The organism is Streptomyces sp. VRA16 Mangrove soil (assembly GCF_017377775.1).
Taxonomy (GTDB): domain Bacteria; phylum Actinomycetota; class Actinomycetes; order Streptomycetales; family Streptomycetaceae; genus Streptomyces.
Genome location: NZ_JAFVLN010000005.1, coordinates 508,873 through 520,978, shown reverse-complemented (window position 1 = coordinate 520,978; position 12,106 = coordinate 508,873). Strand labels below are relative to the sequence as shown.

The following is a 12,106-nucleotide window of genomic DNA, read 5'->3' as shown; positions in this document are numbered from 1 at the left end:
GCGCCCGCGCCGGGTTCCCGCCTACTCTGGCGCGATGAGCGCCCACGAGACCCGCAGCCCCCGTGTCGCCCCCGCCCCCGAGCCGCTGTGGCGGCACGTCGTCGGAGACGTGTTGCGCCGCCGTCGGCGCGCCCAGGGCCGGACCCTGCAGGACGTGGCCGATGTCGCGGGGATCTCCATGCCGTACCTCTCCGAGGTGGAGCGCGGCCGCAAGGAGGCGTCCTCCGAGATGCTCGCCGCCGTGGCCGGGGCGCTCGGCCTCGGCCTGGTCGACGTGCTGGCGCTCGCCCAAGGCGAACTGGCGCGCGCCGCCCAGGTGCGCAGGGCCGTCCCGGTCACCCCGGTCACCACGGTCGCCTCCGTCACCTCGGTCGCGGCCGTCGGCGCCCGGCGCGGCGCCGCCGTCCGCGGACAGGGCACGGTCTGCCTCGCGGCCTGAAGCAGCGCGGCGCGCGCGGGCGCGTCAGCCGTCGTGCAAGTGGCGCACGAGCACGGGAACGTGGCTGTGCCCGACCTCCTTCACGGAGGTCACCAGCGTGACCCGGCCGTGCCGCCCCAGCTCCCGCACGTGCGCCACCAGTTCCGCGCGGACCGGGTCGGTGAGTTCGGCGTCGTAGCGCTCGGCGAAGGCCTCGTACCGTCCCTCCCGGTCCTCGTGGTACCAGGTGCGCAGCTCCTTGGACGGCGCGATGTCCTTGAGCCACTCGTCGACGGCGGCCCGCTCCTTGGAGATGCCGCGCGGCCACAGCCGGTCGACCAGCACCCGGGTGCCGTCGGCCGGGGCGGGCGGGTCGTAGACGCGGCGTACGGCGAAGGGGTCCGGCTGCGCGTGGTTGCTCATGGGGCCATTGTGCGGCGCGGGCGTCCGGTCCTCGGTGACGTCGCCCGTTCGGCCCACTCCGATGGCCGAACTCCGGGCGGTGTGCGAACAGTCGGACATGACCCAAGCACCGTACGACCCTCAGACTCCGCAGCAGACGCCCGACGCCGGCGGCCCGCATTCCGGGCTCACCGATCAGGGCCCCCTGGGCAGACTCGCTCGGAACGCCTGGCAGGCCGTGCTGCTGATGGGTCTCTCCTCGATCATCCTCGGCGTCCTCGTCCTGGTGTGGCCGGGCGCCTCGCTGTGGGCGGCGGGCATCCTGTTCGGCGTCTACCTCGTCGTCAGCGGCGTCTTCCAGCTGATCGCCGCCTTCGGCAACCACATCACCACCGGGATGCGGATCATCGGCTTCATCAGCGGCGCCCTGTCGGTGCTGCTCGGTCTGTTCTGCTTCCGCGGGGCGATGCAGTCGATCCTGCTGCTCGGCCTCTGGATCGGTATCGGCTGGCTGTTCCGCGGGATCACACAGACCGTCGCCGCGGCCTCCGATCCGACGATGCCCGCACGCGGCTGGCAGATCTTCCTCGGTGTGGTCACCGCGCTGGCCGGCATCGTCCTGATCGACTCGCCCTTCGAGTCGGTCGCGGTCCTCACCATGGTCGGCGGTCTGTGGCTGCTGGTGGTCGGCGTGGTGGAGATCATCACGGCGTTCGTCGTGCGGAAGAAGGCGAAGAACATTCCGCAGGGCGCCTGAGCGGACGAAGCCCCTCGCGCCCGGTGGGTGCGAGGGGCTTCTCTCCTGCGGAGAGCGCGGTCAGACGCCGACGGCCTCCTCCAGCTCCTCCTCGACCGCGGGCTCGTCGTCCGCGGCAGCGGCGGTCTCCCGCGCGAGCGCCCGCTCCTGACGGTGCTCGGCGAGCGCCGCCACGCCGATGACCACGAGGCCCACGGCCAGCCAGGCCACCAGGGTCCAGATGTCGCGCGCCAGGTCGTGGTGGCCGAAGTACAGCAGGCTGCGCGCGCCCTCGACGAACCCGGCACCGTTCCAGAACGCGTGCAGGCTGCCGAAGAAGCCGTTCTGCAGCTCGGGCCGGAAGATCCCGCCGGAGCTGGTGAAGTTGAGCATCACGAACAGCACCATCACGCCGAGCGTCGTCCACCGCTTCAGGAACGTGTGCAGGCCGACGCCGATGAACAGGATGCCCGCCGAGTAGAGCCACGCCATGCCCCACAGGCCCCACAGGCTGGTGTGGGCGAGGTGGAAGAGCGGACCGGCGAAGGCCGCGCCGATCAGGCTGACGACCGCCGAGACGCCGACCACGAGCAGTGCCCGGGTGCGCATCCTCAGCGCGGCACCGGCGCCGCCGAGCACCGCGACCGACGCGTACGAGCCGATGCTGAGCGCCACGAGCAGGAAGAACAGGCCCTGGCCCGTCGGGTCGTCCTCGACCGTCGGCACCACGTCCGTGACCTTCAGCGGCTCGCCCTGCTGCGCGGCGACCGGCGTGAAGATCTTCTCCACGACGGAGACCGTGGTGTCGGAGCCCGCGGAGGCCACGATCAGCTCCGGAGCCTCGGCGGTCCGGCCCGCCAGGACGTACGCGCCGTCGATGTCGCGGGTCTTGAGCTGGTCGATCGCGGCGGTCCGGTCGCCGAGGGTGCGCACGTCGAGCGCGTCGCCCGCCTTGTCCTTGACCGTCTGCGCGAAGACCTTCGCCTCCGGGCCCGAGCCGACGACGGCGATCGGCAGGTGATGGGGCTCGGGGTGGGCGAACGCGCCGAGATACGCCAGGCCCATGCCCACGCACATCAGGAGCGGGGTGAGCAGATGCGTCAGCACGTGACGCAGCGCGGGATTGCGCGCGGGCATGAGCGGGACCTCCATGGGTTGGCTTATACAACTCTTACCCTGTTGTACTCTACAACCATATGGGGACCGGGCGGCCCGCGAGGGGTGTGACCATGGCCACGAGGGGTGGAGGCGGAGGCTGCCGGGTCAGGCGGGCCGCGGCAGCGGACGGTCCTCGACGGGTAGTGATGCCGGGCCCCGGAACTCCTCGCTCCGGTGCTCGTACGCCCTCAGGCGCTCACGCAGAGCGTGCAGGCGGCGGCTCATCTCGTACAGATAGCGGACCTTCGTCCGCATCACCCACGGGTCGATCGGCTTGACGACGTAGTCGGCGACGCCCAGCTCGAAGGCCTTCGAGGCCAGGGTGGGGTCCTGGCCGGCGCCGGTGATCAGCATGATCGGGATGTCCTGGGTCTGCTCCACGCGTGTCATGTACTGGGCGACCTCAAGACCGCTGATGTCGGGCATCAGCACATCGAGCAGGACCAGCGCGACCCCGCCGCGCAACACCGTCTTCAGGGCCTCGTCGCCGGAGCTCGCGCGGTCCATCGGGTAGCCGAGCGGAGCGAGTGCGCTTTCCATCGCGAAGAGTGTGTCGTCGCGGTCGTCGACGACGAGGATCTTGGGCCGTGCAACGGTGGGCATCGCCAGGAGCCTCCCCTCGTCGGCACCGACAGCATATGCCGGAACGAGGGGGATGGAAGGGGCCGTCAGTCGTCTCCGCGCACCAGATTCCACTCCGGATCGCGCTTCTGATCGGACCCCGACGGCTCGCGGAGATCGCCTCGGGCCGGGCGGCAGGTCCGGATCCGGCCCTTGACCTCGCGCTTGGTTTCGGCGGGGTGCGGGGCGCGTGCGACGGGCCTCATGATCGATCCTCTCCTCGGTCGATTCTGATCGATTTGTTTTGTAGACAGATCTGTAGACGCCCTTGAAACAACAACAGGGCATATTTGAGTGGTCGGTTGTGCTCGTATGGGGTCGTATGGGGCGCACGGGTCCTACGGGGCGGGCGGGCTCGTTGAGGCGCCCGCCGATCCTCCGCGCCCCGGACCGGCCGTCAATGCGCCTTGGGCGCGGGCCGCTCGGCGCAGTGCACCGCGAACGGGTGCCCGGCCGGATCCGAGTACACCCGCGTCTCCTGGGGACCACGGGCGCCGCGCGTCTCGATGGGACGGGCGCCGAGGCCGATGATGAGCCGCTCCACCTCGTCCATGTCCTGCCGCGGCACGAGGAAGTCCAGATGGGCCTGCTGGGAGTCGTCGGGGCGCGGCCAGGAGGCCGGCGTGGCGTTCAGGTCGCGGCGGAAGGCCAAGTGCGTACCCCGCTCGCCGATCACGTCGACGCGGTCGCTGCCGGGGGCCGCGTGAATCTCTCCGTCCAGCAATGTCCGGTAGAACTCGGCGAGTTCCTCCGGTTCCGCACAGTCGAGCATCAGCACTCCCGCCTCCACCAGGCCCATGGCTCCTCCTCCGTCGGCTGCCCGCCGGGTACCCGAACGCGCGGCTGCCAACCGCCGGCGTGGGGCGGCCCCGCAGGCGACTCAGCCGCGGACGCCCTGGGGCGCCTCCACCACATCCAGGAACACCTGGTCCGCCTCGGGCCACCGCTCCCGCACCGCCCGCTTGATGCGCTCGCTCGCCAGCTCGAAACGCTCGCTGTCGATGCCCGGGGTCAGATCGATGCGGGCCGCGACCAGCGTCGAGTCCGTGCCGAGCCGCATCGTGTGGAGGGCGGCCACGTAGTCGATCTCGTCCTGGGCCTCCAGAAGTTGCTGGATGTCGTGGCGCAGCTTCGGGTCGGCCTCGCCGATCAACTGGTCGCGGGCGCTGCGCCCCAGGCCGTACGCGACGTACACGAGCAGCAGTCCGATGACGAGGGAGGCGCCCGCCTCCCACTCGATGCGGCCCGTCACCATGTGCAGCGTCATGCCGGCCGCGGCGAACAGCACACCGGCCACCGCCGTACTGTCCTCGGCGAGGACCGTACGCAGCGCCGGGTCGGAGCCGATGCCGTCGCCCGGCTGCGAACGGACCTGGAGGACGGCCCGGACCAGTGACGTGCCCTCGGCGACCAGCGCGACGCCGAGGACGACGAGACCGGCGACGTACCCCGTCCGCGACTCCTCCTGGCCGCCGCCCGACGTGAACGCCTCGAAGGACTGGAAGAACGAGAAGCAGCCACCCATCACGAAGATGCCGACGGCCGCGAGCAGCGACCAGAAGAACCGCTCCTTGCCGTAGCCGAACGGGTGCTTGGGGTCCGCCGGTTTGCGGCTGCGGCGCAGCGCCGCCAGCAGGAACACCTCGTTGAGGCTGTCGGCGACCGAGTGCGCGGCCTCCGACAGCAGCGCGGGCGACGCGGCGATCAGACCGCCCACCGCTTTCGCCACGGCGATCAGCAGATTGGCGGCGAGCGCCACCAGGACCGTGATCCGGGTCTTGCGGTCCCCTTCAGTCGATTGCTCAGTCACTTCATCTCTCAGTGTAGGTGGGGGAGTTACGGGAACTCGGCGTGCTCGGGAGGTGATGGCCGTGCTCGGATGCGTGATGCGCGGTACGACATCGAACGGATCAAGGTCGCACCGGTACCGGTGCTGAGTAACCGGCGTGGGTTCCCGTAAACGTTTCCGCGCCCGGCATCCGGGTTACCCGGCCGGGCAGCGACACGGCGCCACCGTCCCTGGAGGAGATCATGGCCCTCGCCGACCGCGCGGGCAGCCCGTCCGAACCGGGGCGCACGAGCGGGCCCGCGGGCCCCTGACACCCCGGTACACAGATGAACACCGAGAAGCCCGTCCCGTCCCCCTGCCTCCCCGTCCTCACCCTCGACGTGTCCGCCTACACCGTCCCCACCGACGCCCCCGAGGCCGACGGCACCCTCGCCTGGGACACCACCACGGCCGTCCTCGTCGAGGCCCGCGCCGCCGACGGCACCACCGGCATCGGCTGGACCTACGCGCCCCCGGCCGCCGCCGACCTCGTGTGCGACCGACTCGCCCCGCTCGTCAGGGGGCATGACGCCTTCGACATCCCCGCGGCCCACGGCCGGATGTGCCGCGCCGTGCGCAACGCGGGCCGCCCCGGCGTCGCGTCCTGCGCCCTGTCCGCCGTCGATCTCGCCCTGTGGGACCTCAAGGCCCGGCTGATGGACCTCCCGCTCGTGCGGCTCCTCGGCGCGGCCCGCGCGGACGTGCCCGTCTACGGCAGCGGCGGCTTCACCACGTACCACGACACCCATCTCGCGGCCCAGCTCAGCGGCTGGGTGCACGGTCAGCACATCCCCCGCGTGAAGATCAAGGTCGGGGAGGGGTGGGGCAGGGCGGTCCCCCGGGATCTGCAGCGGGTCCGGCACGCCCGCCAAGTCATCGGTCCGCAGGCCGAGTTGTACGTCGACGCCAACGGCGCCTACAACCGCAAGCAGGCGGTCCGGGTCGGCGAGGCCCTCGTGGCGCAGATGGTCGGCTGGTTCGAGGAGCCCGTCTCCGCGGACGACCTCACCGGCCTGCGGCTCGTGCGCGACGCCCTCGTGTGCGACGTGACGGCGGGGGAGTACGGCTACGACCTGCCCTGCTTCGCCCGCATGATCGGCGCGGGCGCCGTCGACTGCGTCCAGATCGACGTCACGCGGTGCGGCGGCATCACCGAGTTCCTGCGCGCGGCCGCCCTCGCCCAGGCCCACGGCCTGGAGGTCTCCGCGCACGGCGCCCCGCACGCGCACGCCGACGTGGCGGCGTGCGTGCCCAACCTGCGGCACGTCGAGTGGTTCCACGACCATGTCCGCATCGAGTCGATGTTCTTCGGCGGCGTCCTCGACCCCACGGGCGGCGTGATACGCCCCGGCGAGAACGGTCCGGGCAACGGACTCGAAGTGCGCGGCGAGGAGATCGAGGAGTACCGGGTCGCCTGACGGGCGCCGACCGGATTCAGGGGTGCGTAACGACCGCGGCGGGCGGGTACCCGCCCGCTCCGCACCCGAGACGAAGGACGGACGGAATGACATCCAACGACGTGGTGGAGCTGCTGGAGCAGCAGCACGTCCGGATACGCACCCTGTTCGAGGAGGTGGCCAATACCAAGGGGGAGGAGCGCGGACGGCACTTCCATGAACTCGTGAGGCTCCTCGCGGTCCACGAGACCGCCGAGGAAGAGGTCGTGCACCCCTTCGCGCGCAAGAACATCGACGGCGGTGAACTCGTCGTCAAGGACCGTCTCGAGGAAGAGGAAAGCGCCAAGAAGGTCCTGGCCCAACTCGACGACATGGACCCCGACTCCGCCGAGTTCCTCGACCGGTTCGCGGCGCTGCGCCAGGACGTCCTCGCGCATGCCGAGAAGGAGGAGCACTACGAGTTCGCGCACTTCAAGGAAGTCGCGGACCAGGGGAAGCTGGCGAACCTGGCGCGTGCGGTGCGGGCGGCGGAGGCCGTCGCGCCGACCCGCCCGCACCCCGGCACCGACACCGCGACCAAGAACCTCGTCACGACACCCGTGGCGACCGTCGTGGACCACGCCAGGGACGCCATCCGCAAGGTGATGGGCACCTGACGGAGCGCCGGCAGGGGTGGGGCGCGGGGCACGCCCCCGTGCCCCACCCGCCCGGTTTGGCGACGGACGATCGGGCTACCCGCACCGGACACGAACGACCCTTGCGAAGGAGCAGGACCGGTGACATCCGAGGCGAAGCACTCGCACCCCTACGCCGAGGACGCCACGGACGCGTACCCGGCCCTGGCCGCCGAACTCCCCGCGGGACCGGCCGAGGACGACCGGGTCCGCTTCCTGGAGGACCGCTTCTCGTGCGCGCAGTCCTGCACCGAGTGCGCCCGCGCCTGCGCGGTCCTGGTCAGCTCGACAGACCTCGGCGTGATCCCGCCGACGGGATCCGGCCCGGTCCGCCCCGCGCCCGCGGGACCCGCCCCGGCGCCCGGGGCGCCGACCGGACTGCGGCGCGCCCTGCTGCTCGGCGTGGAGGTGTGCGACGCGACCTGCCGGCTGCTGTCGGAGGAGACGCTCCAGGACGAGTACGCGCTGCGGCTCCAGGTCGAGTGGTGCCGCGCCGTCGCCCTGGAGTGCGCCCACGCCTGCGATGCGGCCCCGGAAGCCGCCGACTGCGCCGAACGCTGCCGGGCGTGCGCCCGGGCCTGCACCGACTTCCTGGCCACCTTGGAGCGGAACCCGCCGCCCGCCCCGTGATCGGTCCCGTCATCGCTCTTCCCCATTTCTGGAACGAGTTCTACCGTGTGCGCCGTCAGTCGAATCTGAGACGCCGTCAGACGCCGCCAGTGGAACGCCAGGAGGGGCCGTGCACCTCGAATACACGCCCGAGCAGCAGCAGTTGCGCACCGAGCTGCGCGCCTACTTCGCCGAGCTCGTGCCCGACAACGCCTACGCCCGGTACGAGGACCCGGCCGCCCAGAAGCGCTTCTACCGCGAGACGGTGCGCCGCCTCGGCACCGACGGCTGGCTCGGTGTGGGCTGGCCGAAGGAGTACGGCGGGCGCGGCCTGACCCCGATGGAACAGTTCATCTTCTTCGACGAGGCCGCGCAGGCCGGTGTCCCGCTGCCGCTGATGGCACTGAACACCGTCGGCCCGACGATCATGCAGTTCGGCACGGACGAACAGAAGGAGTACTTCCTGCCCCGGATCCTCTCGGGCGAGATCGACTTCGCGATCGGCTACAGCGAGCCCGACGCGGGCACCGATCTCGCGGCCCTGAAGACGAAGGCGGTGCGCGACGGCGACACCTACGTCGTCGACGGCCAGAAGATCTGGACCACCAACGGCGACACCGCCGACTGGGTCTGGCTCGCCGTCCGCACCGACCCGGACGCGCCCCCGCACAAGGGCATCACGATGCTGCTCGTGCCGACGTCCGACCCCGGCTACTCCTGCACCGTCATCAACACCCTTGCCTCGCACGACACCACGGCGAGCTACTACGAGAACATCCGCGTCCCCCTCGCGCGCCGCGTCGGCGACGAGAACAAGGGCTGGCGGCTCATCACGAACCAGCTCAACCACGAACGCGTCACCCTCGCCGCGCACGGCACCATGGCGATCCGCGCCCTGCACGACGTGCAGCGCTGGGCCATGGAGACCAAGCTCGCGGACGGGCGCCGCGTCATCGACCTCGGCTGGGTGCGCAAGCGCCTCGCGCAGACGCACACCAGGCTCGACGCGATGAAACTCCTCAACTGGCAGATGGTGAACGCCGTCCAGGAGGGCACGCTCATGCCGCAGGACGCCTCCGCCGTGAAGGTCTACGGCTCGGAGGCACGCCGCGACGCGTACGCGTGGCTGATGGAAGTCGTGGGCGCGGCCGGCGCATTGAAGGAGGGGAGCGCCGGTGCCGTGCTCCACGGCGAACTGGAACGCGGCTACCGGTCGGCGGTGATCTTCACCTTCGGCGGCGGCAACAACGAGATCCAGCGGGAGATCATCTCGTGGATCGGACTGGGGATGCCGCGGGTGCGGCGCTGAGCCCCTCCGTCGCCCGAGCGTGCTCCAGCGGGAACAGGTCGGCGCCGGGCACGGCGAGCGCCGCCCCGAACCGGGCCACCGCCACGTCCTGCCGTCCCCTCGCGCGGGCGATGCGGCCCAGCCGGATGTGCAGGTCCATCTCGTGCCGGCCGTGGTCCGGATCGTCCCGTTCCTCCAGCGTGCGGTGGCGTGCCAGCGCCGTGCGGCACGCGGCCTCGGCGGCGTCGAGACCGCCCACCGCCTGCTCGGCCGCCGCGAGCCGGGCCAGGGCGAGCGCGTGCAGCCTGGCGTCGCCGGTCTCCGCCATGACCGGGGCCACCCGCCGCAACAGGTCCACGGTCCGCGGCCGTCCCAGGTAGAGATACAGGTCGAGGTTGGAGGTCAGGGCCCGGGCCACCGCGCGCGGGGCGCCGCCGTCCGCGCACGCGTCGCGGAAGTGATCCAGCGCCTGCGCGTCCTGCCCCTGGTCGTGGCGGACGACGCCGAGCGCGAACGAGCCCATCGCGGCCAGCCAGTGGTCCGCGTGCTCCCAGGCCAGGTCCCGGCCCTCGGCGAGCCACTCTGTTCCCGTCGCCCGGTGACCGGCCCGCGCCCCGGGCGTGCCGAGACCGGCCATCGTGCCGAGACCGATCAGCGCCCGTGCCTCCTCGTGCCGGTTCGCGTGCGCGCGCGTGAGGTCCAGCGTCTCGCTCAGACAGACGTACGCCGCCACGAACCGCGCCCGGTGCATGAGCGTCAGGCCGAGCGCGTTGCCCAGCGCGAGCGCCATGCGCCGGTCGCTCGCCCGGTCCGCCTGGGCGAGCGCCGTCTCGATCGCGCTCTGGCAGTCCTGGTGCCGGCCCCGGCCGAGGAAGTGGGCCGTGAGCGCCTCCGCGATCCAGCACGCGAGCTCGGGCTCCGCGTACGTGGCGGCGTGCTCCACCACGTCCACGAGTTCGGGGCCCGCAGCGTCGAGCCAGCGCACCGCGTCCCGCCAGTTCGGGAACGCGGATCCGGCCGGCTCCGGGCCCGTGGGGAAACCCCCGCGGCCCCATGCGCTGGCGGCGCGTGCCGCGTCGAGATACAGCCGCAGCGCCGCCGTGCGCGCGGCAGCGGCCTCGGCGGGCACCTCCTCGGCGAGCCGCCGCGCATGGACCCGGACCAGGTCGTGCAGCCGGTAGCGGCCCGGCCGCGACTCCTGGACGAGGCTGGTGTCGACGAGCTCCTCCATGACCCGCTCGGCCTCGTGCCGCGACCGGCCGAGTACGGCCGCGGGGGTCCGCGCGTCGAACTCGACCGTCGGCGCGAGGCCCACCGCGCGAAAACTCCGCTGCTGCGCCGTCGAGAGCTGGTCGTACGACAGCCGGAACGCCGCCTCCACACTGCGGTCCCCGGCACTGAGCTCACCGAGCCGGTGCTCGTCGTCCGCCATCCGCTCCGCGAGGTACGCCAGCGTCCAGGCGGGCCGGGTCTGCAACCGGGTGCCGGCGATGCGCAGCGCGAGCGGCAGGCCCGCGCACAGCCGGGCCAACTCCCGCACGGCGCCGGGCTCCTGCTCGGTACGACGCTCGCCGACGATGGTCCGCAGCAGCGATGCCGCGTCCTCGCCGGACAGCGTCTCCAGGGTGATCCGCCGGTCCGCGTCGAGTCCGGACAGCCGCTGCCTGCCGGACACGATCACCGTGCTGCCGGGGCCCGTCGGCAGCAGCGGCCGGATCTGCCGCACGTCCAGGGCGTCGTCGAGGACGAGAAGCAGCTTCAGGGAACTCGTCACCGATCGCCACAGGCCCATCAGTTCGTCGAGGTCGTCCGGCATCTCGCTGTCGTCGGCGCCGACCGAGCGCAGCAGCCGCCGCAGCACCGGCTGCGGGGCGAGGCGCCGGCGCTCGGTGCTGTGGCCGTGCAGATCCATGAACAGACAGCCGTCCGGATGCCGGTCCAGGATCCGCTGGGCCGCACGCACGACGAGCGCGGTCTTGCCGACGCCCGCCGCGCCGTCCACCGTCATCACGGACACTGCGTCCGGCGCTCCCGGAGCGGTCAGCAGCGCCAACTCCTCGGCACGGCCCACGAGCCGGCCGCTGCCACCGGGCAGTTGATTGACGGCGCGCCTGGGCGCGTCCGCGGCGGCGGGCGCGGCCGGGCCGACGAGGGCCGCGGTGTCCTGACGCAGCAGCGCCGTGTGCACGCGGCCCAGCTCCTCGCCCGGATCGACACCGAGCTCGTCGCGCAGCCTGGCCCGCATGTCCGCGAAGGCGGTGAGCGCCTCCACCTGCCGGTCGCGGCCGTACAGCGCGCGCATCCGCAGAGCCAGCAGCGATTCGTCGTAGCGGTCGGCATCGGCGGGACCGGCCAGATCGTCGAGCGCCTCGTCGAACCGGCCGAGCAGCACCAGGCATTCGAGCCGGGCGAGCCGCAGCGTGCGCCGCCGTTCCAGCAGGCGGTCGCGCTCGGCCCGCGCGAAAGGCCCCGGCACCCCGGCGAGCGGTTCGCCCCTGAACAGTGCGAGCACGTCGGTGAGCCGGTCCACGGCCCGGGCGAGGTCGCCGGACGCCTTGGTGCGCAGGGCCTGCTCGCCCCGGTCGCCCAGGTCCGTCACATCGAGCCGGGCGCCGTCGGCCGGGCACCGGTACCAGCCCTTGCCGCTGCGGATCAGCGACTCCGTGTGCCGGGTGCCCTCGACGTCCAGCGCCCGGCGCAGCGGATTGACTTGGCTCGGCAGCACCTTGTGGCCGGAGGCGGGCGGCCGGGCGCCCCACACCGCGTCGAGGAGCTGGTCGTGCGTGACCACGGCGCCCTGCCGCAGCACCAGCGCGGCCAGCACCGCCTGCCGTTTCAACGGCCCCACGTCCAGCGGCGTCCCGTCCCGCCAGGCCCGTAACGGCCCGAGCACCTCGATCCGCAGCCGCCCGGTCGTGCTCCCCTCCACCGCGGGTCTTCCCTTCTCCGTACGTCATCGGAATTTCATCAGCATT

At 72.2% G+C, this 12,106-nt stretch carries 13 protein-coding genes; 6 read left to right on the top strand and 7 right to left on the bottom strand.

Going from position 1 to position 12,106, the window contains the following annotated elements; genetic code table 11:
* Window positions 1–34 precede the first annotated feature (34 nt).
* Window positions 35–439: a helix-turn-helix domain-containing protein gene (locus tag J3486_RS17320; protein ID WP_207821199.1), complete on the top strand. Its 405-nt coding sequence runs from the start codon at window positions 35–37 to the stop codon at window positions 437–439.
* A gap of 24 nt (window positions 440–463) precedes the next feature.
* On the opposite strand, the gene J3486_RS17315 is transcribed toward J3486_RS17320, so the two are convergent.
* Complete coding sequence (locus J3486_RS17315) at window positions 464–841, bottom strand: DUF488 domain-containing protein (RefSeq protein ID WP_207821198.1); 378 nt, start codon at window positions 839–841, stop codon at window positions 464–466.
* A 97-nt stretch (window positions 842–938) separates the two neighbouring features.
* Between J3486_RS17315 and J3486_RS17310 the strand changes: the two genes are divergently transcribed.
* A complete protein-coding gene (locus tag J3486_RS17310) occupies window positions 939–1,577 on the top strand; it encodes an HdeD family acid-resistance protein (RefSeq protein WP_207821197.1) in 639 nt (212 codons plus the stop codon).
* A 60-nt stretch (window positions 1,578–1,637) separates the two neighbouring features.
* Here J3486_RS17310 and J3486_RS17305 read toward each other — a convergent pair whose 3' ends face one another.
* From J3486_RS17305 to J3486_RS17285, 5 genes are all read right to left on the bottom strand, one after another.
* Complete coding sequence (locus J3486_RS17305; protein ID WP_229378112.1) at window positions 1,638–2,693, bottom strand: hypothetical protein; 1,056 nt, start codon at window positions 2,691–2,693, stop codon at window positions 1,638–1,640.
* Window positions 2,694–2,819: 126 nt separating this feature from the next.
* Entirely contained in the window at window positions 2,820–3,317 is a 498-nt protein-coding gene (locus tag J3486_RS17300) for a two-component system response regulator (RefSeq protein ID WP_207821195.1), read from the bottom strand.
* Between the two features lie 65 nt (window positions 3,318–3,382).
* A complete protein-coding gene (locus J3486_RS17295) occupies window positions 3,383–3,541 on the bottom strand; it encodes a hypothetical protein (RefSeq protein ID WP_207821194.1) in 159 nt (52 codons plus the stop codon).
* 191 nt (window positions 3,542–3,732) lie between these two features.
* Window positions 3,733–4,134: a VOC family protein gene (locus J3486_RS17290; RefSeq protein WP_207821193.1), complete on the bottom strand. Its 402-nt coding sequence runs from the start codon at window positions 4,132–4,134 to the stop codon at window positions 3,733–3,735.
* 81 nt (window positions 4,135–4,215) lie between these two features.
* Window positions 4,216–5,145 (bottom strand): cation diffusion facilitator family transporter, encoded by a 930-nt coding sequence (locus tag J3486_RS17285; RefSeq protein WP_307804846.1) that lies wholly within the window; start codon window positions 5,143–5,145, stop codon window positions 4,216–4,218.
* Between the two features lie 305 nt (window positions 5,146–5,450).
* Between J3486_RS17285 and J3486_RS17280 the strand changes: the two genes are divergently transcribed.
* The 4 genes from J3486_RS17280 to J3486_RS17265 all read left to right on the top strand — a co-directional run bounded on the left by J3486_RS17280 (window position 5,451) and on the right by J3486_RS17265 (window position 9,152).
* The gene (locus J3486_RS17280; protein ID WP_207821192.1) at window positions 5,451–6,581 is read left to right on the top strand and encodes an enolase C-terminal domain-like protein; all 1,131 of its coding nucleotides are present in this window, start codon (window positions 5,451–5,453) and stop codon (window positions 6,579–6,581) included.
* 86 nt (window positions 6,582–6,667) lie between these two features.
* Window positions 6,668–7,216: a hemerythrin domain-containing protein gene (locus J3486_RS17275; RefSeq protein ID WP_207821191.1), complete on the top strand. Its 549-nt coding sequence runs from the start codon at window positions 6,668–6,670 to the stop codon at window positions 7,214–7,216.
* A 183-nt stretch (window positions 7,217–7,399) separates the two neighbouring features.
* Window positions 7,400–7,864 (top strand): ferredoxin, encoded by a 465-nt coding sequence (locus tag J3486_RS17270; RefSeq protein WP_207821280.1) that lies wholly within the window; start codon window positions 7,400–7,402, stop codon window positions 7,862–7,864.
* 109 nt (window positions 7,865–7,973) lie between these two features.
* A complete protein-coding gene (locus J3486_RS17265; protein WP_207821190.1) occupies window positions 7,974–9,152 on the top strand; it encodes an acyl-CoA dehydrogenase family protein in 1,179 nt (392 codons plus the stop codon).
* On the opposite strand, the gene J3486_RS17260 is transcribed toward J3486_RS17265, so the two are convergent.
* Window positions 9,109–12,060: a BTAD domain-containing putative transcriptional regulator gene (locus tag J3486_RS17260; protein ID WP_307804844.1), complete on the bottom strand. Its 2,952-nt coding sequence runs from the start codon at window positions 12,058–12,060 to the stop codon at window positions 9,109–9,111. The genes J3486_RS17265 and J3486_RS17260 overlap by 44 nt on opposite strands.
* Between the last annotated feature and the right edge of the window lie 46 nt (window positions 12,061–12,106).

Bases quoted from the DNA above. Each gene is read 5' to 3' on its own strand.
- J3486_RS17300 (WP_207821195.1), bottom strand. From the start codon at position 3,317: ATGCCCACCGTTGCACGGCCCAAGATCCTCGTCGTCGACGACCGCGAC.
- J3486_RS17290 (WP_207821193.1), bottom strand. From the start codon at position 4,134: ATGGGCCTGGTGGAGGCGGGAGTGCTGATGCTCGACTGTGCGGAACCG.
- J3486_RS17275 (WP_207821191.1), top strand. From the start codon at position 6,668: ATGACATCCAACGACGTGGTGGAGCTGCTGGAGCAGCAGCACGTCCGG.
- J3486_RS17320 (WP_207821199.1), top strand. From the start codon at position 35: ATGAGCGCCCACGAGACCCGCAGCCCCCGTGTCGCCCCCGCCCCCGAG.
- J3486_RS17310 (WP_207821197.1), top strand. From the start codon at position 939: ATGACCCAAGCACCGTACGACCCTCAGACTCCGCAGCAGACGCCCGAC.
- J3486_RS17295 (WP_207821194.1), bottom strand. From the start codon at position 3,541: ATGAGGCCCGTCGCACGCGCCCCGCACCCCGCCGAAACCAAGCGCGAG.
- J3486_RS17315 (WP_207821198.1), bottom strand. From the start codon at position 841: ATGAGCAACCACGCGCAGCCGGACCCCTTCGCCGTACGCCGCGTCTAC.
- J3486_RS17305 (WP_229378112.1), bottom strand. From the start codon at position 2,693: ATGCCCGCGCGCAATCCCGCGCTGCGTCACGTGCTGACGCATCTGCTC.
- J3486_RS17280 (WP_207821192.1), top strand. From the start codon at position 5,451: ATGAACACCGAGAAGCCCGTCCCGTCCCCCTGCCTCCCCGTCCTCACC.